This is a genomic window from Anaerosacchariphilus polymeriproducens (genome assembly GCF_003363435.1).
Classification (GTDB): domain Bacteria; phylum Bacillota; class Clostridia; order Lachnospirales; family Lachnospiraceae; genus Anaerosacchariphilus; species Anaerosacchariphilus polymeriproducens.
Window position 1 is genome coordinate 18,828 of the sequence record NZ_QRCT01000051.1, and the last position, 22,970, is coordinate 41,797.

The 22,970-nt window shown below is 33.9% G+C and carries 33 protein-coding genes; 1 reads left to right on the plus strand and 32 read right to left on the minus strand.

Features of this window, described 5'->3' with window-relative positions; genetic code table 11:
- Nucleotides 1-11 precede the first annotated feature (11 nt).
- From rpmD to rpsJ, 20 genes are all read right to left on the minus strand, one after another.
- Nucleotides 12-194 (minus strand): 50S ribosomal protein L30, encoded by a 183-nt coding sequence (rpmD, locus tag DWV06_RS17485; RefSeq protein WP_115483510.1) that lies wholly within the window; start codon nt 192-194, stop codon nt 12-14.
- Nucleotides 195-207: 13 nt separating this feature from the next.
- Nucleotides 208-717 carry a 30S ribosomal protein S5 gene (gene rpsE / locus DWV06_RS17490; RefSeq protein WP_115483511.1) on the minus strand — a complete coding sequence of 170 codons (510 nt, stop codon included), beginning with the start codon at nt 715-717 and terminating at the stop codon, nt 208-210.
- Between the two features lie 28 nt (nt 718-745).
- A complete protein-coding gene (gene rplR / locus DWV06_RS17495) occupies nt 746-1,114 on the minus strand; it encodes a 50S ribosomal protein L18 (protein WP_115483512.1) in 369 nt (122 codons plus the stop codon).
- Nucleotides 1,115-1,132: 18 nt separating this feature from the next.
- Complete coding sequence (gene rplF, locus DWV06_RS17500) at nt 1,133-1,672, minus strand: 50S ribosomal protein L6 (protein ID WP_115483513.1); 540 nt, start codon at nt 1,670-1,672, stop codon at nt 1,133-1,135.
- A 46-nt stretch (nt 1,673-1,718) separates the two neighbouring features.
- Nucleotides 1,719-2,120 carry a 30S ribosomal protein S8 gene (gene rpsH, locus DWV06_RS17505; RefSeq protein WP_115483514.1) on the minus strand — a complete coding sequence of 134 codons (402 nt, stop codon included), beginning with the start codon at nt 2,118-2,120 and terminating at the stop codon, nt 1,719-1,721.
- A gap of 20 nt (nt 2,121-2,140) precedes the next feature.
- Nucleotides 2,141-2,326, minus strand: coding sequence for a type Z 30S ribosomal protein S14 (locus DWV06_RS17510; RefSeq protein ID WP_115483515.1), 186 nt, complete (start codon nt 2,324-2,326; stop codon nt 2,141-2,143).
- A gap of 18 nt (nt 2,327-2,344) precedes the next feature.
- The gene (rplE, locus tag DWV06_RS17515; protein WP_115483516.1) at nt 2,345-2,884 is read right to left on the minus strand and encodes a 50S ribosomal protein L5; all 540 of its coding nucleotides are present in this window, start codon (nt 2,882-2,884) and stop codon (nt 2,345-2,347) included.
- Nucleotides 2,885-2,907: 23 nt separating this feature from the next.
- A complete protein-coding gene (gene rplX, locus DWV06_RS17520; RefSeq protein ID WP_115483517.1) occupies nt 2,908-3,219 on the minus strand; it encodes a 50S ribosomal protein L24 in 312 nt (103 codons plus the stop codon).
- A gap of 12 nt (nt 3,220-3,231) precedes the next feature.
- Entirely contained in the window at nt 3,232-3,600 is a 369-nt protein-coding gene (gene rplN, locus DWV06_RS17525) for a 50S ribosomal protein L14 (protein WP_115483518.1), read from the minus strand.
- A gap of 18 nt (nt 3,601-3,618) precedes the next feature.
- Nucleotides 3,619-3,873, minus strand: coding sequence for a 30S ribosomal protein S17 (gene rpsQ / locus DWV06_RS17530; RefSeq protein WP_456297936.1), 255 nt, complete (start codon nt 3,871-3,873; stop codon nt 3,619-3,621).
- Between the two features lie 37 nt (nt 3,874-3,910).
- Entirely contained in the window at nt 3,911-4,120 is a 210-nt protein-coding gene (rpmC, locus tag DWV06_RS17535) for a 50S ribosomal protein L29 (protein ID WP_115483520.1), read from the minus strand.
- Nucleotides 4,110-4,547, minus strand: coding sequence for a 50S ribosomal protein L16 (rplP, locus tag DWV06_RS17540; RefSeq protein WP_115483521.1), 438 nt, complete (start codon nt 4,545-4,547; stop codon nt 4,110-4,112). The genes rpmC and rplP overlap by 11 nt, the downstream gene beginning before the upstream one ends.
- Nucleotides 4,547-5,206, minus strand: coding sequence for a 30S ribosomal protein S3 (rpsC, locus tag DWV06_RS17545; protein ID WP_115483522.1), 660 nt, complete (start codon nt 5,204-5,206; stop codon nt 4,547-4,549). The genes rplP and rpsC overlap by 1 nt, the downstream gene beginning before the upstream one ends.
- An 11-nt stretch (nt 5,207-5,217) precedes the next feature.
- Nucleotides 5,218-5,604: a 50S ribosomal protein L22 gene (gene rplV, locus DWV06_RS17550; RefSeq protein ID WP_115483523.1), complete on the minus strand. Its 387-nt coding sequence runs from the start codon at nt 5,602-5,604 to the stop codon at nt 5,218-5,220.
- 26 nt (nt 5,605-5,630) lie between these two features.
- On the minus strand, nt 5,631-5,912 hold the full coding sequence (rpsS, locus tag DWV06_RS17555; RefSeq protein ID WP_115483524.1) for a 30S ribosomal protein S19: 282 nt from the start codon (nt 5,910-5,912) through the stop codon (nt 5,631-5,633).
- Nucleotides 5,913-5,923: 11 nt separating this feature from the next.
- On the minus strand, nt 5,924-6,766 hold the full coding sequence (rplB, locus tag DWV06_RS17560; RefSeq protein ID WP_115483525.1) for a 50S ribosomal protein L2: 843 nt from the start codon (nt 6,764-6,766) through the stop codon (nt 5,924-5,926).
- 106 nt (nt 6,767-6,872) lie between these two features.
- Nucleotides 6,873-7,172 carry a 50S ribosomal protein L23 gene (gene rplW, locus DWV06_RS17565; RefSeq protein ID WP_115483526.1) on the minus strand — a complete coding sequence of 100 codons (300 nt, stop codon included), beginning with the start codon at nt 7,170-7,172 and terminating at the stop codon, nt 6,873-6,875.
- On the minus strand, nt 7,172-7,795 hold the full coding sequence (gene rplD, locus DWV06_RS17570; protein ID WP_115483527.1) for a 50S ribosomal protein L4: 624 nt from the start codon (nt 7,793-7,795) through the stop codon (nt 7,172-7,174). Before rplD ends, rplW begins: the two co-directional genes overlap by 1 nt.
- Nucleotides 7,796-7,824: 29 nt before the next feature.
- Nucleotides 7,825-8,460, minus strand: coding sequence for a 50S ribosomal protein L3 (gene rplC, locus DWV06_RS17575; protein WP_115483528.1), 636 nt, complete (start codon nt 8,458-8,460; stop codon nt 7,825-7,827).
- A gap of 164 nt (nt 8,461-8,624) precedes the next feature.
- Nucleotides 8,625-8,942 carry a 30S ribosomal protein S10 gene (rpsJ, locus tag DWV06_RS17580; protein ID WP_115483529.1) on the minus strand — a complete coding sequence of 106 codons (318 nt, stop codon included), beginning with the start codon at nt 8,940-8,942 and terminating at the stop codon, nt 8,625-8,627.
- Between the two features lie 1,812 nt (nt 8,943-10,754).
- On the opposite strand from rpsJ, the gene DWV06_RS17585 reads away from it, so the two are divergent.
- Nucleotides 10,755-11,615 (plus strand): class I SAM-dependent methyltransferase, encoded by an 861-nt coding sequence (locus DWV06_RS17585; RefSeq protein WP_115483530.1) that lies wholly within the window; start codon nt 10,755-10,757, stop codon nt 11,613-11,615.
- Nucleotides 11,616-11,766: 151 nt separating this feature from the next.
- Here DWV06_RS17585 and DWV06_RS17590 read toward each other — a convergent pair whose 3' ends face one another.
- The 12 genes from DWV06_RS17590 to tuf all read right to left on the minus strand — a co-directional run bounded on the left by DWV06_RS17590 (nt 11,767) and on the right by tuf (nt 22,921).
- On the minus strand, nt 11,767-12,132 hold the full coding sequence (locus DWV06_RS17590; protein ID WP_115483531.1) for a DUF5684 domain-containing protein: 366 nt from the start codon (nt 12,130-12,132) through the stop codon (nt 11,767-11,769).
- Between the two features lie 97 nt (nt 12,133-12,229).
- The gene (locus DWV06_RS17595; protein ID WP_115483532.1) at nt 12,230-13,345 is read right to left on the minus strand and encodes an Ig-like domain-containing protein; all 1,116 of its coding nucleotides are present in this window, start codon (nt 13,343-13,345) and stop codon (nt 12,230-12,232) included.
- Nucleotides 13,346-13,651: 306 nt separating this feature from the next.
- Nucleotides 13,652-14,170, minus strand: a complete 519-nt coding sequence (gene dcd / locus DWV06_RS17600) for a dCTP deaminase (protein ID WP_115483533.1) — start codon at nt 14,168-14,170, stop codon at nt 13,652-13,654.
- A gap of 107 nt (nt 14,171-14,277) precedes the next feature.
- Nucleotides 14,278-15,768 carry a [FeFe] hydrogenase H-cluster radical SAM maturase HydG gene (gene hydG / locus DWV06_RS17605; RefSeq protein WP_205027783.1) on the minus strand — a complete coding sequence of 497 codons (1,491 nt, stop codon included), beginning with the start codon at nt 15,766-15,768 and terminating at the stop codon, nt 14,278-14,280.
- Nucleotides 15,769-15,848: 80 nt separating this feature from the next.
- Complete coding sequence (locus DWV06_RS17610) at nt 15,849-16,130, minus strand: DUF5320 domain-containing protein (RefSeq protein WP_115483534.1); 282 nt, start codon at nt 16,128-16,130, stop codon at nt 15,849-15,851.
- A gap of 209 nt (nt 16,131-16,339) precedes the next feature.
- Entirely contained in the window at nt 16,340-17,188 is an 849-nt protein-coding gene (locus tag DWV06_RS17615) for an ATP-binding protein (RefSeq protein WP_115483535.1), read from the minus strand.
- Complete coding sequence (locus DWV06_RS17620; protein ID WP_115483536.1) at nt 17,185-18,009, minus strand: P-loop NTPase; 825 nt, start codon at nt 18,007-18,009, stop codon at nt 17,185-17,187. Before DWV06_RS17620 ends, DWV06_RS17615 begins: the two co-directional genes overlap by 4 nt.
- A gap of 17 nt (nt 18,010-18,026) precedes the next feature.
- Nucleotides 18,027-18,386, minus strand: a complete 360-nt coding sequence (locus DWV06_RS17625; RefSeq protein WP_115483537.1) for a NifB/NifX family molybdenum-iron cluster-binding protein — start codon at nt 18,384-18,386, stop codon at nt 18,027-18,029.
- An 89-nt stretch (nt 18,387-18,475) separates the two neighbouring features.
- Nucleotides 18,476-19,231, minus strand: a complete 756-nt coding sequence (locus DWV06_RS17630) for a hypothetical protein (protein ID WP_115483538.1) — start codon at nt 19,229-19,231, stop codon at nt 18,476-18,478.
- Nucleotides 19,232-19,640: 409 nt separating this feature from the next.
- Entirely contained in the window at nt 19,641-20,336 is a 696-nt protein-coding gene (locus DWV06_RS17635) for a hypothetical protein (RefSeq protein ID WP_115483539.1), read from the minus strand.
- A gap of 81 nt (nt 20,337-20,417) precedes the next feature.
- Nucleotides 20,418-21,395: a hypothetical protein gene (locus DWV06_RS17640; protein ID WP_115483540.1), complete on the minus strand. Its 978-nt coding sequence runs from the start codon at nt 21,393-21,395 to the stop codon at nt 20,418-20,420.
- A gap of 332 nt (nt 21,396-21,727) precedes the next feature.
- Complete coding sequence (gene tuf, locus DWV06_RS17645; RefSeq protein ID WP_115483541.1) at nt 21,728-22,921, minus strand: elongation factor Tu; 1,194 nt, start codon at nt 22,919-22,921, stop codon at nt 21,728-21,730.
- Nucleotides 22,922-22,970: the final 49 nt, after the last annotated feature.

Sequence of the window (22,970 nt, forward strand, 5' to 3'; positions counted from 1 at the left end):
TCCTTGTCTTTCTAGATTTCTTCTACTTTTACCATATGTCTAACTTGTTGAACCATACCCCTTACTGCTGCATTATCAGGCATTTCAACTGTTTTATTTAATTTTCTTAACCCTAAAGCTTCTACCGTTTTTCTATTTTTAGGTACCGCTCCAATTGTAGATTTTATAAGTGTAATTCTTAATTTATCTGCCATTTTAATACCCTCCTTATCCAAGTATCTCTGCAACAGATTTTCCACGTAATTTTGCAACTTCTTCAGGAGACTTTAATTGTCTTAATCCTTCGATTGTAGCAAGTACAACGTTTTGTTTGTTGTTTGATCCTAATGATTTTGTTCGGATATTTTGAATTCCTGCAAGTTCACAAACAGAACGAGCCGGACCACCAGCGATAACACCGGTACCTTCTGGAGCTCTTTTTAATAATACAGATGCACCAGTAAATTTTCCGATAGTGTCATGAGTTATACTATTATTATCATCTAATTTAACAGAAATAAGTTTTTTCATAGCATCTTCTTTTCCTTTACGAATTGCTTCAGGAATTTCCGTTGCTTTACCTAAACCTGCACCAACATGTCCGTTGCCATCACCAACAACGACTAAAGCTGTAAATCTAAAATTACGTCCACCTTTAACAACCTTAGTTACACGTTTTATTGATACTACTTTTTCTGTTAACTCTAATTGACTAGCATCAATGATTGTACGTTTCATGTGTTTTCCTCCATATAATTTTAATCTATTAGAAGTCTAAGCCAGCTTCTCTGGCTGCTTCTGCTAATGCTTTTACTTTACCTTTGTAAATGAATCCGCCTCTGTCGAAAACGACTTCTTTAATACCTTTATCTAAAGCTTTTTTAGCAATTAAAGTACCTACATATGCTGCTGCATCAACGTTATTGGTTTTTTCTAATTCCGCTTTTACATCTTTCTCAAGTGTAGATGCTGAAACTAAAGTATTTCCAACTGTATCGTCAATAATTTGAGCATACATATGATTATTGCTTCTAAACACTGCTAAACGAGGTCTTTCAGCAGTTCCGCTAAAACGATTACGAATCTTCAAGTGCTTTTTCGCACGAACTTCGCTTCTGGATTTTTTATTAATCATCTTTTCACACGCTCCTTATTATTTTTTACCAGTCTTACCAACTTTACGTCTAATAACTTCATCAGCATACTTAATACCTTTTCCTTTATATGGTTCAGGTCTTCTCTTATCTCTGATTTCCGCTGCGTATTGGCCAACTTTTTCTTTATCAATACCTTTGACAGTGATCTTATTTCCTTCTACAACTGCTTCTAAACCTTCTGGGTCTTGCATCTCTACCGGATGTGAATATCCTAAAGATAAAGTTAATTTTTTACCGGCTTTAGCTACCTTGTAACCTACACCATTAACTTCTAAAACTTTTTCATAACCATTTGTAACACCAACAATCATGTTATTTACTAATGTTCTTGTTAATCCATGTAAAGATTTCATTTTCTTTAAATCGTTTGGTCTAGAAACAATCACTTGCTCACCATCTAATTTAATTTCCATCTCTTTAGGTAAATCTCTTACAAGAGTCCCTTTTGGACCTTTCACAGTCACATGATTATTTTCTGCAATATCAACAGTTACACCTGCCGGTACTGCGATTGGCATTCTTCCTATACGTGACATGCCCGTACCTCCTATTTTGTTTTTTTATTAAATTGCTTTCGCAAAATTACCATACGAATGCTAATACTTCTCCGCCAACTTCTAATTTTCTTGCATCTTTGTCTGTAACAATTCCTTTATTTGTTGAAATAATTGCAATTCCTAAACCACCAAGTACTTTTGGAAGTTCATCTTTACCAGCGTATACACGTAGACCTGGTTTGGAAATTCTCTTAAGTCCTGTAATAATCTTTTCATTTTTATCACTACCGTATTTCAAGGTAACACGGATTGTTTTGAATTCTCCATCTTCAACGATATCATATTTTGAAATATAACCTTCGTTCAAAAGAATATCAGCGATTGCGACTTTCATTTTAGATGCCGGAACATCTACTGTATCATGTTTAGCAGTGTTTGCATTACGAATTCTTGTAAGCATATCTGCGATTGGATCGCTCATTGTCATTTATGTTGCCTCCTTCCTTATTACCAGCTTGCCTTTTTAACACCTGGTATTTGTCCTTTATATGCTAATTCACGAAAACATATTCTACAGATTCCGTACTTTCTTAAGTAAGCATGTGGACGACCACAAATTTTACAACGATTATATTCTCTTGTAGAGAATTTTTGTTTACGTTGTTGTTTCACTTTCATTGCTGTTTTAGCCATGAAACTTTTCCCTCCTATCTATTTTGTAAACGGCATATTGAATAATGTCAATAATTCACGAGCTTCTTCATCTGTTTTAGCAGTTGTAACAAAAATTACATCCATACCTCTTACTTTATCTATTTTATCATACTCGATTTCAGGGAAAATCACTTGCTCTTTAATTCCTAATGCATAGTTGCCTCTACCATCAAATGCGTTCGGATTCACACCTCTGAAGTCACGTACACGTGGTAATGCCAAATTAATTAAGCGATCCACAAATTCGTACATTTTCTTTCCTCTAAGTGTAACTTTACATCCAATTGGCATTCCTTCTCTAATTTTAAAGTTAGCCACGGAGTTTTTCGCTCTTGTAACAACAACTTTTTGACCTGTAATAATTTCTAAGTCTTTTACAGCTGCATCTAAAATCTTAGCATTTTCTTTTGCTTCACCAACACCCATATTGATAACAACTTTCTCAAGTTTTGGTACTTCCATAGCATTTTTATATCCAAATTTTTTAATTAAAGCTTCTTTCACTTCATTTTGATAAGCTTCTTTAAGTCTACTCAACTTGCAAACCTCCTTTCTTCAAATTAATCTATTGCTTCACCGGTTGATTTTGCAAAACGTACTTTCTTATCTCCATCCATCTTAAATCCCACTCTGGTAGGTTTTCCTTTATGAAGATACATTACGTTTGAAATATCTATAGGTCCTTCTTGATGTACAATTCCACCGTTTTGATTAGACATACTTGGCTTTGTATGCTTTTTAATCATATTAAGACCTTCAACTAAAACCGTATTGTTCTTTTTATTTACAACAATTACTTTACCTTCTTTATCTTTGTCTTTACCGGTAATTACCTTAACAGTATCACCTTTTTTGATTTTCATAGTTGACATCTAGGCACCTCCTTATAATACTTCTGGAGCCAAGGAAACAATTTTCATAAATTGTTTTTCACGAAGCTCACGAGCTACTGGTCCAAAAATACGAGTTCCTCTTGGATTATTATCATCTTTAATAACTACAGCAGCGTTTTCATCAAATTTTATATAAGAACCATCTTTACGACGAGCACCTTTTTTTGTACGTACAACTACAGCTTTCACAACATCACCTTTTTTTACAACGCCACCTGGTGTTGCATCTTTGACAGTAGCTACGATGATGTCTCCAATACTAGCATATCTTCTAGTTGAACCACCAAGTACACGGATACAAAGTAACTCTTTTGCACCTGTATTGTCAGCAACTTTAAGTCTACTTTCTTGTTGTATCATGCCAATAGACCTCCTTTATTATTTTGCTCTTTCCATGATTTGTACAAGTCTCCATCTTTTATCTTTAGATAAAGGTCTTGTTTCCATTACTTTAACGATATCACCGATGTTACAGTCATTGTTTTCATCATGAGCTTTCAGCTTGTAAGTTCTCTTCATAATCTTATTATAAAGTGGATGCTTTACATGATCTTCAACAGCAACAACGATAGTTTTTTGCATTTTATTGCTTACAACTTTACCTGTACGTGTTTTTCTTAAATTTCTTTCCACGATATTACTCCTTTCATTTCGTTTAAGCGGAGTTTATTTACTCAGCAGCCCTTGCTTTTTCCGTGATAATTGTCTGGATTCTAGCAATATTTTTTCTAACTTCTTTAATTCTACTTGTATTATCCAATTGATTTGTTGCATTCTGGAATCTTAGATTGAAAAGTTCCTTTTTAGCAGCTACTAACTCTTCTGTTAATTCTGCAGCTGATTTTGTATTTAAATCTTCTACATACTTATTAGTTTTCATTTGCTTCACCGCCTTCTAAATCTTCACGAGAAACAATCTTACATTTACATGGCAATTTATGAACTGCAAGACGTAACGCTTCTCTGGCTGTTTCTTCCGGAACTCCGGAGATTTCAAACATAACACGACCTGGCTTCACTACAGCAACCCAGTATTCAAGTGTTCCTTTACCAGAACCCATACGTGTTTCAGCCGGTTTTGTAGTTACTGGTTTATCTGGGAAAATTTTAATCCATACTTTACCGCCACGTTTGATATAACGAGTCATAGCAATACGGGCAGCTTCTATCTGGTTTGATTTGATCCAGCATGGCTCCATAGCGACAATACCGAATTCACCATTTGAAATTTTATTTCCTCTTAACGCCTTTCCACGCATACTGCCACGGAATTGTTTACGACGTTTTACTCTTTTTGGCATTAACATTATTTATCGCTCCCTTCCTTAACTGTTTCTTTTGTTGGAAGAACTTCGCCTTTGTAAATCCAAACTTTAACGCCTAATTTACCATAAGTTGTGTCTGCTTCAGCAAAACCATATTCAATATCAGCTCTAAGTGTCTGTAATGGAATTGTTCCTTCACTATAGAACTCTGTACGAGCCATATCCGCTCCGCCAAGACGTCCTGAAACTGATGTTTTAATTCCTAAAGCACCGGATTTCATTGTTCTTGCCATTGTAGATTTCATTGCTCTTCTAAAAGATATACGATTTTCTAATTGTAATGCGATATTTTCAGCTACTAATTGAGCATCTTTATCTGGTCTTTTCACTTCTTTAATGTCTACAACTAACTTTTTATCAACAATTTTTTGAAGCTCTTTTTTTACTCTTTCAATCTCAGAGCCACCTTTACCGATTACTACACCCGGTTTAGCTGTATATATAATAATTTTAACTCTATCAGATGCTCTTTCAATCTCTATTTTGGAAACACCTGCACTATACAATCTGTTCTTAAGGAATTTTCTAATATTGTAATCTTCTACTAAATAATCTGCAAAATCAGCTTCCGCATACCATTTTGAGTCCCAATCTTTAATAATTCCGACTCTTAAGCCATGAGGATTCACTTTTTGTCCCATGTTTGCCCTCCTTATCTTTCATTCAACACAATAGTAATATGGCTCATTCTCTTTTCGATTCTATAAGCTCTACCCTGTGCTCTTGGTCTGATTCTTTTCATTGTAGGTCCTTTATTCGCATAACATTCCTCAATATAAAGATTTTCTACGTTCATTCCATTGTTATTTTCTGCATTTGCAATTGCAGATTTTAATAATTTCTCTATTAAGCTTGATGCATATCTAGGATTGTAAGCTAAAATACCAAGTGCTTGTGTTACACTTTTGCCTCTAATTGCATCTAACACGAAACAAGCTTTTTGAACTGATACTCTTGCATATGACAATTTTGCAGATGGTCTTGTATCAACATTTTCATTTCTTTGTCTTTTTATCTGAGATCTATGTCCCTTTGCCATGAATGAAACCTCCTTTCAAATATCAACTAACGAACTCTTGATTTCTTTTCGTCTTTTCCATGTCCTCTATATGTTCTTGTAGCAACAAATTCTCCTAATTTGTGTCCAACCATATCTTCTGTCACATATACCGGAACATGTTTTCTTCCATCATGAACTGCGATTGTATGTCCAACCATTTGTGGGAATATTGTTGAACGGCGAGACCAAGTTTTAATCACTTGTTTTGCCCCGGATTCGTTCATTGCATCTATTTTCTTTAATAAGCTGCTATCTGCAAATGGTCCTTTTTTTAGTGAACGAGCCATAATCTACCTCCTTATTTGATTGCTTTTCCATCTCTTCTTCTTACGATCAATTTATTGGATTTTTTGTGTTTCTTTCTTGTCTTCAAGCCAAGAGCAGGTTTACCCCAAGGTGTACATGGACCCGGTCTACCAATTCCTGTCTTACCTTCACCACCACCATGTGGATGGTCATTAGGATTCATAACAGAACCACGAACGGTAGGTCTGATACCCATGTTACGCTTACGTCCGGCTTTACCAATATTAATAAGATTATGATCTGTGTTTCCAACAACACCGATAGTAGCTCTGCAAATGATTTGAACCATTCTCATTTCTCCAGAAGGTAAACGAAGTGTAGCATATTTTCCTTCTTTCGCCATTAACTGTGCACTGTTTCCAGCTGAACGAACTAATTGTCCACCTCTGCCCGGATATAATTCAATATTATGCACTTGAGTACCAACAGGTATTTCAGATAATGGTAAGCAATTTCCAACTTTGATTTCAGCTGTTGGTCCACTTACAACTTTCATTCCATCTGTTAATCCTTCTGGTGCCAAGATATATGCTTTTTGGCCATCAGCATAACAGATAAGAGCAATATTAGCAGTTCTGTTTGGATCATATTCGATACCAACTACAGTTGCCGGAATACCGTCTCTTCTTCTTTTGAAATCTATAAGTCTATATTTTCTTCTTGATCCACCTCCGCGGTGTCTTACAGTAATTTTACCTTGATTGTTACGACCGGAATTTTTATTTAATGATACACATAAAGATTTCTCTGGAGTATCTTTTGTAACTTCTGAGAAATCAGAACCAGTCATATGTCTTCTGGAAGGTGTATATGGGTTATATGTTTTAATTCCCATTGTCTTTCTCCTTTCATTTATCCATAATTTATCATCACGCTTTTGTTGCGTATAAACAGGGTCCGTTGAAAGCTCTGCCTGTGCATTGCTTATCAATCGCTAAATCTTATAACCCTTCAAAAATTTCAATATCAGCACTTTCCGCTGTTAATTGAACAATGGCTTTTTTGGTTTTTGCTGTTCTGCCAAATACATTTCCACGTCTTTTCTTTTTACCATCTAAATTCATGGTATTTACGTTTGCCACTTTTGTACCTGCAAACATTTTTTCAACTGCCTCTTTGATTTGAGTTTTATTTGCTTCTGGATGAACTAAGAATGTATATTTCTTTTCTCCCATCGAACTCATACTTTTTTCAGTAATAACTGGTTTGAGGATTACATCATAATATTGAATATTAGCCATTACGCATACACCTCCTCAATTTTTGCTACAGCATCTTTCGTTACGATTACTGTATTATTGTTCAGTATATCATAAACATTGATTGTATTTGTTAATGCTGTTTTAACTGTAGGAATATTTCTTGCTGACAAAACAACATTTTGATTGTTTTCATTTAATACAACTAAAGCTTTTTTATTAACTTTTAAATTATCTAATACAGATTGGAAATTCTTAGTTTTAATTTCATCAAATTTCAACTCATCGATAACGATAAATTTTTGTTCATTTACTTTAGATGTTAATGCAGATTTAAGAGCTGCTCTCTTTTCTTTCTTATTTAATTTATAAGAATAATCTCTTGGTACCGGAGCAAATACTACTCCACCACCTGTCCATTGTGGAGCTCTGATAGAACCTTGTCTTGCATGACCTGTTCCTTTTTGTCTCCATGGTTTTCTTCCACCGCCACGAACTTCTGCACGAGTTTTTGCTTTCTGAGTTCCCTGACGTTTATTTGCAAGTTGTTGAACAACAGCCATGTGTACTAAGTGCTCATTTACTTCAACACCAAATATAGCATCATTAAGCTCAATTGTTCCAACTTCTTTGCCTTCCATATTGTAAACAGATACGTTTGCCATCTGTGTGTTCCTCCTTTCCTATAAATGCACTATTTTGCCGCTTTTACTGATTCTTTAATTGTTACTAATGATTTCTTAGGTCCTGGTACAGCACCTTTAACTAATAACAAGTTATTTTCAGCATCTACTTTTACTACTTCTAAGTTTTGGATCGTAATCTTCTTGTTACCCATTTGTCCAGGCATTTTTTTACCTTTGAACACTTTACTTGGATCAGAAGCAGCTCCGTTAGAACCAGCATGACGATGGAACTTTGAACCGTGAGTCATAGGTCCTCTTGATTGTCCATGTCTCTTAATAGCGCCTTGGAAACCTTTACCTTTTGAAATTGCTGTTGCATCAATCTTATCGCCTTCAGCAAAGATTTCAACTTTAATTTCATCTGCCACATTATATTCTGCAGCATTATCCAATTTGAATTCTCTTAAGAATCTTTTGTAAGCGACACCTGCTTTATCAAATTGTCCTTTTCTTGGTTTGTTAACTAATTTTTCTCTTTTGTCTCCAAAACCAATTTGAATTGCTTCGTAACCGTCATTTTCTGCTGTTTTCACTTGTGTTACTACACATGGACCAGCTTGAAGTACAGTTACAGGAGTTAACACTCCATTTTCATTGAAGATTTGAGTCATTCCTACTTTTGTAGCTAAAATTGCTTTCTTCATTTCTTTACCTCCTGTTTTCCTACAGCGGATTACACTTTCATGCAATCATCCTAGAACAGTCAATATAAGTGGGATGCAACTCTATCGTTAACACTACTTCTATATTAACCTTATTAAGGATTACTCTGTCTGCTTAGTATTACTTAATAATAACTAAATTTGCTCTACTTTTGTTTCATTTTGATATCAATGTATACACCAGCGGGCATTTCTAATCTAGATAATGCATCAACCGTTTTTTGTGTTGGTGTAATGATGTCAATAAGTCTCTTATGAGTTCTTTGTTCGAACTGCTCTCTGGAATCTTTGTACTTGTGTACAGCTCTAAGAATTGTTACTACTTCTTTCTTAGTAGGTAGTGGTACAGGTCCACTCACCTGTGATCCGTTCTTTTTCACAGTTTCAATGATTTTCTTAGCTGATGCATCGATTAATTGATGATCATAAGCTTTTAATGTGATTCTCATTACTTGACTTGCCATAAAAAAAGTCGCCTCCTTTTCGCACTTAATATCAGTACGACAAGCGGTGACTGTACACTCTCCCGTGTGTATCGCAAAATGTTCACACGTTGTTTCTACTTATTTTCGTAGACCGTTTATTTTGTACAGTGACTTGTCGCCAGTTTCATAACTTGACATTCGCTCCACGGAAAACCTACCCCCAACGGTAGCAACCTCACGCTTCGCAGCTATCATGCCACAGCAAAAATAAGTATACACGGTTTCGTTTGATATTTCAAGTAGTTTTTATGTTTTTGTGTATTTTTTTTGATACAAGCCCATTTTATCAAAAATTTAAAAGCAGATATTCTTATGAACATCTGCTTATCTATAATATTCCCATAAACTATTTGCTTAACTTTTCGTTTTTTCCTTCAACATTAATGCTAAACCAAGTAACATTATTACTCCAAATAACATCCCATATAATATAGCCAATTTTATACTCTCCTATTCTGTCACACTTCAATTTAACTCAACAACTAGTTTCAGCCAAATGATACCGCGCCGAATGAATCTTTGTGCATATACGCAACAGTAACGCTCACCCTCGTTTCTATTGCAAGAATTCTATTAACAAATACTCCCAACCTCAATTTGTTATTCATATGATTTTCCGTCCGCAAACTTTTTTACGCACCAATCCGGCTGGTTTCGAATTCCAAACCTTTATTGTGCTTTAAATATGTATTATAGCAGCAAACCCAACCCCGATGACCCCTCTCGGTTTGTAAATTTGCAATTACCTTTAATCTATAATACATATTTACCCATAAACAGCACTTTCAATCTACACACATATCCGCTCTCAAATACCCTTCTTGATAGATTCTGCTACACTATATTCGCCCTGTTTTGTCCTAATCTTTAGATTAGAATAATTTCCCTTCACTCAAGCGTCCTTCTACTTCAATGGTCTCAACAGATAACGTTCCCCTCGCACTGTCTCTTTGCATCGTAAGAAACTCTGCAACCTTCATACCACCTAAGGAACTAATATAGTGTGATTTGTCCTATCAATAATTTCAATTATTTATACCCTTGCTAAATTTTATATAAATAATTACCCATCTAACTACTACTATTAACAGGAAAGCTATATTGGCTCCCAATTCCAACTGCTCCCCTATTACTTTTTGCTTACTTTACTTATGTAAGCGGTACCATCTAAACGACATCTTTCATCTTACTAACCTTAGAAACCGCCCTAGTCCCCATGGCACCATCGTTCTTGTATTAGATTGATTACTCTGCAATACACAAATACCAGATTTGCCCTTACTGTACTGCAGATTTTTCTTATTAAAATATCCCCTCGATATTCATCTCTAATACAAGTTCATTATAACATCACACCAATTTAAAATTCCCCCACTTTAGGGGGGGTATTTTTTTAATTTTTACCTATTTACTATTATTTTTATCTTTTTTCTACAATATTGAACTATATTTGATTTTTTCAACTAAATAAAAAAACTTTTTTAAAGCATTCTTTCTATATTATATTACATATTCTTTTCTCATTCTATTCCTATTCATTCTTTTTTTCTTTCACTACAAATGACTTTCTATATTTTTTATTATAATCTAATTTATTCTAATACCCTTTATTATTCTTAAATTACCCACTTTATTATCTCTATATATGATGAGTTTTTAAGAAATATATAACAATTCACAAGCTATCGATTCTCAGTTTTACTTTAAAAGTATCATAATTATATTGACGCTAAACTGTATTATGATATAATTCAATTCATGATTAGATTTGAAACGGAAAGGATAATAACTATGTGGATTGCTGAAAATTGGAAAGATTATGAAATAATAGATACTTCAAGCGGAGAAAAACTTGAACGTTGGGGAGAATACACTCTAATACGGCCAGATCCCCAAGTCATCTGGAATACCGTTAAAAACAACAAGAAGTGGAAACAAATTAATGGACATTACCATCGCAGTAAAAAAGGTGGCGGTGAATGGGAATTTTTTAATTTACCCAAACAATGGTCTATTCATTATAAAGATTTGATATTTCATCTGAAACCCTTTAGCTTCAAGCATACAGGGCTCTTCCCCGAACAGGCAGTGAACTGGGATTGGTTCAGCAATAAAATCAAATTGGCTGAAAGACCTATTAAAGTATTAAACTTATTCGCCTATACCGGAGGAGCTACCTTAGCCGCTGCGAAAGCAGGTGCACATGTGACTCATGTGGATTCTTCGAAAGGTATGGTTACCTGGGCAAAAGAAAATGCAGCCGCCTCAGGACTTAGCGATGCTCCAATCCGCTGGATCGTAGATGATTGTGTGAAATTTGTGGAAAGGGAAATTCGGCGCGGCAATCATTATGATGCTATCATAATGGATCCTCCATCTTATGGTAGAGGCCCAAAAGGGGAAATTTGGAAGATTGAAGAATCGATTCATCCATTTATTCAACTTTGCGCAAAACTTTTATCAGATAATCCGCTATTCTTTTTGGTGAATTCTTATACTACAGGATTGGCTCCAGCTGTGCTTACTTATATGCTTTCTATAGAATTGAAAAATTTTAATGGTTATGTGGAATCTGAAGAGATTGGATTGCCGGTAAGTTCAAACGGATTGGTGTTGCCTTGCGGAGCTTCGGGGCGTTGGAGCTCTAGATAAATATACGAGCTATATATTTAAGGGTACCTTTCAAACACTCAAGCCTTCAAGTCTATAATTTGATATTGAATAGTAGTCTAGATACCAAAAATTGTATAAAAAAAGCAGAGTCAAGTGTTATCACCAAACTCTGCTTTTCTATTTAACTTAATTATTGTGGTCCGATATACTCTGCATCACCAAAGGCTAAAATTGGATAGAAAATCACTCCCAATAATAATAAACCAAATCCAAAAGCTATTCCTTTACCGAACGCCATCGCAAATTTAAAAATAGTAATTATTCCAAATATGCCATTTACAAATGGAACAAATAAAATCAAGAATAACCAACCATTCCCCCAAGCGATGTCCATAATACAATAAAAATTATAAATTGGTATTAAACTGCCCCAGCCCGGTTTGCCAGCTTTTTCAAAAATTTTCCACATTACCACAATTCCAAGCACTGTTAATGCCAAGTAAATCATTATAAACGGTAATGTAAATAAACCTGCAATTACATCATATGAATACATATTTTATCCTCCTCATAAAATAATAATGTATTTTTACTGATGCATTATAACACAATAATGATACAGTGTCAAAATTTGTCGACACTATTTTAAATCTTTAAAAGTAGGACGCGCAATTATTAATGACAATTTCTACTTCATCATATTTCGAAGCACATGAACCTTCTAAATTGCAATCTATTACTGAATAGCAGTCAACAAACTGCATGAAACTATTACTAAATCCAACAATATTTCCTTTATATTTGTAAATAGCTATTAATTCAAAATCCAGTGCATAATATGAATTATTTCTTACTCTCACTCCTGATTTATATATACTTCCATTATAATTGAACCATTTATTTTCCAATGACAAGCATGTGTTTTTGCTTTCACAATTTATATAAACATCATTTACTTTAAAATTAAATCCCCATCTTACATATTTTTTTCCAATGGGATGCGCAAATGTCATATAAAAACTTTCGTTCGCTCCAATACCTTCTATGTAGTCTATATAATTTCCATATATTTTCTTACCTTTTGCATCTATATAATATATATCTGCAAGGACGTTACGAATGGTTTTGGAACTAATATTTGTAGCTTTTATAATAATCCCGTCTGCGGTATCTTTCATATAATCAATCTTAAAATAAGATTGCCAACTTACTTTTTTCAAACGGGCCGGCTTTTTTTCTTTTCTCTCCTTTACTGTAATATTCGTTGTAAAAGTAGATTTACCTACTTTTGCACTAAGTTTTGCAATGCCTTTACCTTTTGCTTTTATTTTACCTCTTTTCACTGTCGCAACGGATCTGTTACTTGAACACCAAATTACCCTACTTGCACTTACCCCCTCTAAATTTAATTTAGTCGCTTTTCCTACTGTCAACATAGTATCTTCAAAATTAACTTTAACTTTACAAGTATACTTTCTTTTCCCTACTTTTGCTGTAATTCTTGTTGTACCTGCTGTTTTTGCTATTACTTTCCCCCTTTTGTTTACTTGTGCCACTTTGCTGTTTGAAGAACTCCATTTTGCTTTTTTGTTACTATTCTTCAATTTTAGGACTTGCGACTGTCCTGTTTTAAGTGTTAAGTTTTTCTTGTTCAGTTGTGTACTTGCTGCATGAACCGTAAGTGTATTGACCTCCAACATCGTTATTGATGCACCCATAACTGCCAATACCATAACTAATACCACCATAAGTCTTTTTACATTATTCATCCTAGTACCTCCTTCACTTTTCTCTGATGTCCAACTAGTATAATTATTATACATAAAAATACTTCTTATGTAAATCGTTTTTTACCAATTTATGTCAATATTTTCTCCAATCTGCTATTTATTGCATGTATTTTGCACAATTATTTTGTATTTGTTACATTTTATTTAGCAATATGTAACATATGTTCTTTTTTTGTTAATTCCCCATTTTTTTATATTAAATTATAAAATAAAAAAGAAACAGAAAGACGATAAATCTCCTGTTTCTACTTCCAATTAGCTCCCTTTAACAACATTATTCTTTAATTAATCAAAGTCCTTATACATTAAGCTCGATTGAATCCCTGTATTATTTTGATATTTCCCACTTGAATATAAATCATATTCACCACTAATATCATGATAATAAATTTGACAAATCTCAACATTGGGATATATTTTAACTGGCTGTACACAAAAAATTTCCAAAGTCCAAAATCCAGCAAAACCAATATCCCCGAACCCTGCTGTTACATGTATGAACAACCCAAGCCTTCCTGTAGAGGAACGACCTTCCAACATAGGTACATATTTATCTGTTTTTGTATATTCGTTAGTTCTTCCTAGATAAAGTTTATTCGGTTCCAGTAGCAACCCATTTTCCGGAATGATGATTTTCTTTGTCGGATTTTTCTGTTTCATATCCAAAATAGTGTTTTCATATACCAGTAATTCATTAAACAGAGATAAGTTATAGCTGTTTGGATTAATACGTTTCTTTTCAAAAGGCTCAATAATAATTTCTTTCCCTACGTGTTTCATTATTTCTTTTCCCGATAATATCATAAACAACCTCCACTATACTAAAAAACATACCTATTTAAGTTTACTTGAAATAATTTAATATCATAATACATGCTTTTTCCGATATCAGCAAGTTAATTATTAGATAATTATATAAATAAATCTCTTTCACCTTTTGCTATTCTTTCATAATACTCATGAAACATAACTAATAAATTATGTTTTTGATAAAACTCTTCTTTATTCACTTCATCAATTTCCTTTTGTATTAATTTTTCTCCAAGCTCTTTCGTTTCTTCAGACGCATAATCATCTAGATATTCTCTATAAGTGAGAATAGCATTTAACTTACAAAATCTCCCTTCCGTACAGCTCTCCAAAAGCTTCATTATTTTTTCTCCGGTTCTGCCACATCTGTATCCGGCAGTACAAAACGAAGTTATTTTTTCATTATCAGCAAGATACTTTACAACTTCATCAAGCGTTCTTAAATCTCCAATCGCAAACTGTTGTTTATCTTCTTTCTCAGAATTAGCAGCTTTATCATAAGCGCCGATACCAATTTTCGTAGACGCGTCTAATTGTGTACATCCCACATTTATAACATCATCTCTAATTTCCGGTTTTTCACGAGCAGTTATGATTAATCCAGTATACGGAACAGAAAGTCTTAAAACGGTTACTATTTTTTTGAAATCAGCATCATTAACCAGGTATTTGGAGGAGGTACTTAATTCCGAACCGGATGCCGGTGTCAACCTAGGAAAGGATATAGTATGAGGACCTATACCAAAACGTTTTTCAAGATCTTCTGTGTGGCACATTAATCCCATTACCTCAAAACGCCAGTCATACAATCCAAAAAGCGCTCCAATCGCAACATCATCGATTCCCGCATCCATCGCCCGATGTAATGCATACAATCTCCATCTATAATCCGCCTTTAAGCCACTAGGATGAACCTCTTTATAAGTAGCTTTATGATAAGTCTCCTGAAATACCTGATAGGTACCAATACCAACTTCTTTCAATAATTTCAAATCTTCCACATTCATAGGTGCTGCATTCACATTAATCCTTCTAATTCTAGAAGTTGAACCACTTCTAGTTCTTTTATTTACTCCATAAATCGTTTTCATACTATTCGCTATATATTCAGCATCTGTTTGAGGATGTTCTCCAAAAACCACTATAATTCTTTTATGTCCTTGACTTAATATATATTCTACTTCTTTTTTTATTTCCTCTTTTGTCAACACCTTTCTTTCTTCTAGTTTATTTTCCTTTCTAAACCCACAATACTTACAACTATTTATACACAAATTACCACAATATAAAGGCGCAAAAAATACAAGTCTATTATCATATACTCTTTTCTTTACTTCTGCTGCCACTTCATACATTTCTTCCCACAAATTCTCATCTTTAACATTAAGCAATTTTGCCGTTTCATCTAAACTTAATCTTTCAATAGCTAATGATTTCTCTAATATTTGTTCTATTTCATCCTTACTACAGCTTTTATTCTTATCCAATTGATATCTAATTTCACTCTCATGAATAAAGTCTTCTCCATTAATCAAATATCTGTCTACTTCATCCTGCCTCTTCACTTGCTCCATCCAACTTTTTGTATCCACATTCATTCCCTCCCATTTTCTATAACCAAAAGCCATCCGTCTAACCTCAAAAAGGAAGTCGAAATACGACTCCCTCTTAATTATTTAGCTTCTTTATTTAAATTTACTAAACGCTCTTTTATAAGTTTTAATTCATTCTCTAATTTTGCTTCTTGATTCGCTAAAAACTCCTTTTCATCAAATCTGTCAACACATCTCTTATACCTACGGTTTCCTGCTTGAAAATATCTTCTACGATATTCTTTAACGCAACCATAGCCGCCTAAATAACCAAAGCCATTAACTTGCACATTACAAAATCTATGAATTCTACCAGTCTTCATTCCAATTCCCAGCGGTCCTGTTCCATCTCTTCTTGGCACAGTTGCCACCTCCTTCTTTTTCTAACGTTTTCATCATTTACTTATGTTTCTATATTCTGTCTATTTTTCGTAATTGGCATATGCTCATAATTATAATAACTCTTTATTGAGCATATGTCAATAATATGTTTATGTTTTTTATTTATATAAAATACCCAAGAACAAAATATCCTTGGGCATCTTACAATAATGCTTTCTGTAATATTCAATTATTTTATGAAACACTCTATACTTTTCCACATATCCTCAATTGCTTCCTTAGCAATACTATCTTTAAATTCTGTAATAGGTTTTAATGTATTAATAGATTCCATAACCTTCTTGTCAAAAGGTATTTTCCCAACAAGTGGCAATCTTTTTTCTTTTGCATAAGATTCAATCTGCGCTGTCATTTCAAGATTAATATCAAATTTGTTTATACAAACCATAACCTTAGTCCCAAAATGTTCTGCTAACTCTATAACTCTCTTTAAATCATCTAAGCCTGATCTTGTCGGTTCCGTAACAATTAAAGCTATATCTGTATCCGTTATGGACGCAATTACAGCACAACCAATTCCAGGAGAGCCATCAATAAGAGTTATTTCTTGATTTATTTCATATTGCTTTGCATTCTTTCTAAGATTGGTTATCAATTTACCTGAACCATCACTTCCAATTCCCATTACAGCCCTTGATATCATTCCCTTATCTGTTTCTGTTATAAAAGTATCTGCTGTCTTTTCATCTATTAATTGAATTGCATTCTGTGCACATACCAAAGTACAAGCTCCACACCCTTCACAGGCAAACTCATTGATTTGTGCATTTTTTATCGCACCAAACTTACATATCTCTTCACATATATTGCATTCTACACAAAGATTTTTGTCAATTTCCGCCTTTTTGCTGCCATAAAAATCTTTTTTCTCAAGGTCTGTCCCTTTATAAAATAGATAAAGATTAGGCGCATCTACGTCACAATCAATTTTTATGACCTTTTTGGCAAGTTCAGATAAAGCAGCCACAACAGTAGTTTTTCCTGTTCCGCCTTTTCCACTTAACACTGCTATCTTCATCCGAAAGCCTCCTTTACCTTAGTTGCAATATTTTCAAACACTTCTTTATATCGCTCATCCTCACATAACATAACACCTTTTGAATATAATGCAGCCGCCTCCATACGATAGGGAACTGTACCTAATAATGGGATCTTACTCTCCTTACAAAATCCTTTTACGATATTTTCTTTTCCATCATCTTTATTAATAACGATTCCAAATGGTATTTTATAAAGTTCAACAAGTTTAACAGCCATTTTCAAATCATGTAATCCAAATTCTGAAGGCTCTGTAACCAAAATAGCTGCATCTGCACATTTCAAAGCATTCACTACATTGCAGGATGTTCCCGGCGGACAGTCAATCAGAAAATTTTCCTGTGGTAAGCTTCCCAGTAATTTTCTGATCACCGGAACTGCCATAGGTTCTCCCACGTTTAAAATTCCTCTGTAACAATCAACCTTTTTTTGCTTACCATTTTCTATTTTTCCAATAGAACGTTTCTCATAGGTCAAAGCCCCTGTTTTACAAACAAGTTCACATGCTCCACAATCATGACACAACTTCTCAAATACAACTATTTCTTTTCCTGCCTTTGCCAATGCATTGAACTGACATACTTTTGAACAGGCACCACACAATACGCACGTTTCACTATTTATAACTGGATATTCTACGTAAACCTCTTCTTTATTCCGGATGTCAGGATTCAGAAAAATAAACCCGTTCGGTTCTTCTACATCACTATCTGCATAACTAAAATCCAATGTCATTGCAAGATTTGTAGATATTGTTGTTTTTCCTGTTCCTCCCTTTCCGCTTAATATTGCTATATTCATGCTTGTCCCCCACATTATTACATTCCGTGATGTGCATTACCGGCAGTATTAATCTCTGCCAACTGATTCTTCTGAAACATGTCTACCGCTTCCGATACCATAACTGCTTCACAGGTATAAGCTTTAATTCCTTCTTTTTCTAATAATTCGTAAGCATTCGGACCCAAATTCCCTGTGATGATTACATCCACTTTTTCATCTATGATCTGTCCTGCCGCTGCAATTCCTGCTCCTCCACCAGCTGTTGCTCCTTTGTTCTGGATTGCAGTATATTGTTCCTTCTCTGAATCATAAATCTGAAAAATCTCACACCTTCCAAACCTTCTATCCAATAAACATTCTTTACTACTTCCTGTTGCTGAAATTACTATTTTCATTAACTCTTTTACCTCTTTTCTATTAATTATGAACATATGCTAATTATAATTTTAACCTGTGTTTTGTATATTGTCAAATTTAACTTGAATTAAACTAAAAATTCTTTCAGCATTTTTAATTGTTTTTGCGGTTCACCAATAGACAGTTGCCCATGATTATATCCTTCTAAGCAGACAATTTTCATATCAATAGTTTCCTGTAATTTTTTATATGGATTTTCCATATATAGTTTTTCTTTCGAACTGTATACAACAAGACATTTTGTTGTAATAAGATTTACATTTTCTTTTATTTTATAATTACAAACAAGTTTTTGAACATTTTTTATTGTACTAATAGACATATGTCTTAATAATTCTTTTGTATCACAACAAAGTTCCTTAGGCATCTTAATATCTATTAGAAATTTCTCTATGAACTTTTCCCAATATCTATTCCCTCTAACACCCTTATACATGGCAGTTTTTGATATCCATATTAACGGTATCGCTAATATTTTGTTAATACCTAAAGAACCCGATTCAATAAATGCATTCTCAGCAAAATTACCTTTTTGAAATAAAATTTCAATAATAATATCTGCTCCTAATGACGCTCCACACATACAATGAATTTTATTAATGTTCTTCAATTTAAAAAATTTCAGAATTTTAGAAGCTTCTTCTTCAATAGAATTCAATTCTGATTTATCATTTATGTTATGTCCATCTAATAATGGTACAAATATATGATATCCTTTTTGCAACTCTTCTATCTGAATTTTTAATGTCTTATAACTTACATAACCTCCATGTACTAAAAGGATATTTTTCTGGTTATTTATTCCATATTCTCTTATTTCCATATTCTATCTCTCTCATTCTTTATATAGGTTCTCCTCTTCCATATTTATTGTATTATTTTAACAAAAAGGCCAATGGATATACAATACATGCATTGTATACCCATTGACCTTTTTGTTGAAGACCTTATTTCAAAATTATTATTAATTATTATATAAACTTCATATTATATCCATTAACTAAACTTTCTCATACCTGTAATAATAAGTGTAGCCCAGAAAAAAACTATAAGTCTAGAAAACAAAATAACCCCTCAATTAAAAGGTGCATAAACCAAAAAATGGCGGGTAACTTACCCGCTGTTTGGTGAACCAAAGTCTTTCATCAGACCAAATCTATAATGCATTTCCAACGCAACATAATCTTTTCAGTACTGTCATTATATGCTCATACTCAAATTTTTCTTAAAAATTATGCTGAAAAATTAAAACTTGGCATTGCATCTATGACATCCTGGATCGGTGACCAAGACATCGGATCAAAATTATCGTCCTGCTCCTCTGCATCTTTTTCGAAATTATCATTTTCCTTAACATTTCTTCTTTTAGCTAAATCAGCATCAGTATCCGGAAGTAGACTATAGCCTGGAGCAGATTTATACGCTTTAGCAACCTCATTCAATGCAGCGAGAACAAACTCCTTATAAGGATCCTTATCAGACACACCACTCATAGATGTTGTGATAATATCGTTTGCCTGCTGTTTTGATTTTGCATGCTTAAGTTGCGCTGCCATTGCATCTGCCATTGCGCGAATTCTCTTATACTGCTGGAAAAGCATTGGATTTGTCTTTTGAAGATATCGTTCTTCTTCTGGAGTAAGCTTCTTACCAGATTTGATTTTCTGATAAATCTTTTCACTCATCTTTTCCTTTTCTTCTTCTGTCATCTCATTGCTACTATTTTTTATTTTATCTAAAATGTAGCTAGTAATATCTAGTTTGAATGTATAAGCAACCTTTCCATTTTTAACTGAGCCCTCATACACAATTACTTCATCTGCTGAATTTTTTACTGATACTGTGGCTTTTTTGATTGCAGTTGCAGTCTTTGTAGATGCTGCATAATTTTTATACACTTCACTATTTATGTTAATACTTACGCCCATGTTACCACCTCCATTTGATGATTAATAAACTCATTTGGATATAAACTTTATAATCTTTATCTTAAATACTTGCAAATGTATTTAGAAATTTAAATCGATTTCAATACCTTTTATATCTTCATTAACCATGTTATTGTCTTTAAGAATTTTTTGAATGTTTTTCTGAGCCTCCGCAACCTGAGTATTTGACTGTCTTTTTAAAGATACACCATTCTCTAGTCTGTCAGCTTCTACTGCTCCATCTATCAATTCTTTCTGCACTTTTCTTCGTTCCCTGGCATCTTCTATCCGTTCTTCTTCCTCTTCGCGCTTCTCATAAGTTTTTTCAGCTTTCTCCCTCTCTCCTTCTACCTTTTCATCAATAGCGTCTTTACCCACCTGCATTAGCATTCCAAAGATTTCCTTTTCAGTGGCTGTTACTATCTCATCCGCTGCATCCGATGCTTTAAGCATATCATTTGATTTTAATTGTTCTAGTTTTGCATCTGTTATAGATTTTGTAAGTCCAATAATTTCGTTCTGTCTTTTACTAATTTCTTTATTAAGCGTTCCTTTGGTATTATTTACCTCAAGTACTGCACGCTGATATTTAGTAAGAGGTGTATCCTGCAGCTCTTTTAATCTGCTAATTTCTTCCTCAGAAAATGAATCAAAAGATGAACCATTTTTATTATTTTGATATTTTTCTATCAACTCTAAGTCCTTCTGCTCCTGGGCATCAGCAGTAACACCATACTCTTGTCTCAATACTTTTTTTGTATCATCTATGTCTTTTATCTTAGATATAAGATTGCGAATTTCTTCGTACATCTGTGACTTTTGTGTACTCATATTATCAAGATTGGCGACCGCTTTTTCATCCCTTCCCCAAGCTTCACTAATCAGTTGCATTGCCTGTTTTCTGGCATTTACTCTTTTTCTGTTAATCTGATTATTTACATCAGAACCCATATTCAATCTTCTTGCATCTATTGATTTCGAAGTACCAAGCCCTTCTTTGTTTTTAGAAAATTCTGGTGCAATAATTGAATTTTTATTAGCTTTAATCGTAATTGACACTTGTTAATCCCTCCTATTATTAAAATCTCACACTATTCTTTAATAAGTCCTCCTAACGCCAGAAGTCTGTTTCTGCTTCTGCTATTTGGTATATCGTCACAATTTTCATATTACCTTATACCATAATTTTACATTTTTCTACTTAAACCAACTCAATAATATTTTATCTCACCCTTGTTAAACTAGAAAGAAAGGAAGCTCATGTCATAAGACCATTAGGAAAAAGAAAGTATTATAATATATTTAAAGACATGATAAATCTAATAACTCTAGACACACCCAAAAAAGGGCCCCCGAGAAATCTCGGAAGCCCTTGAATTTACTGAAAAATATTACTCGATAATTGTTGCAACACGTCCTGAACCTACAGTACGTCCACCTTCACGAATAGCAAATGTTAAACCTTGTTCCATAGCAATTGGATGAATTAATTCAATTGTCATTTCTACATTATCTCCAGGCATACACATTTCTGTACCTTCTGGTAAATTACAAACACCTGTAACGTCAGTTGTTCTGAAGTAGAATTGTGGTCTATAGTTATTGAAGAAAGGAGTATGACGTCCACCTTCATCTTTTGTTAATACATAAACTTGAGCTGTAAATTTTGTATGACATGTTATTGAACCTGGTTTTACAATAACTTGACCTCTTTCGATATCTGTTCTTTGAACACCACGAAGAAGTGCACCAATGTTATCACCTGCTTGACCTTCATCAAGAAGTTTACGGAACATTTCGATACCTGTACATACAGTTTTACGATTTTCTTCTTTAATACCAACGATTTCAACTTCTTCATTTACATGAATCACACCACGTTCAACTCTACCAGTAGCAACAGTACCACGGCCTGTGATTGTGAATACGTCTTCGATTGGCATTAAGAATGGTTGATCTGTAGCACGTTGTGGATCTGGAACCCATGAATCAACTGCAGCCATAAGTTCAAGGATTTTATCTCCCCATTCGCTGCTTGGATCTTCAAGAGCTTTTAATGCAGAACCTTGAATAACTGGAGTATCATCTCCTGGGAAACTATATTCAGATAATAAATCTCTGATTTCCATTTCTACTAATTCAAGAAGTTCTTCATCATCTACCATATCACATTTGTTCATAAATACTACGATGTAAGGAACACCTACCTGACGTGAAAGTAAGATATGTTCTTTTGTCTGAGCCATAACACCATCTGTAGCAGCTACAACAAGGATAGCACCATCCATTTGAGCAGCACCTGTGATCATGTTTTTAACATAGTCAGCATGGCCTGGACAGTCAACGTGTGCATAATGTCTATTTTCTGTTTCATATTCAACGTGAGCTGTAGAGATTGTAATACCTCTTTCTCTTTCTTCTGGAGCTTTATCAATATTTTCGAATGCAACTGCTTCACCTGTACCCAATCTAGTATTAAGTGTCTTTGTAATAGCAGCTGTTAATGTCGTTTTACCATGATCTACGTGACCAATGGTTCCGATATTACAATGTGGTTTACTTCTTTCAAATTTAGCTTTAGCCATTTTAAAACGTCCTCCTTATTCCATGCGCCCTTAGGCTTTCTTTTTTATT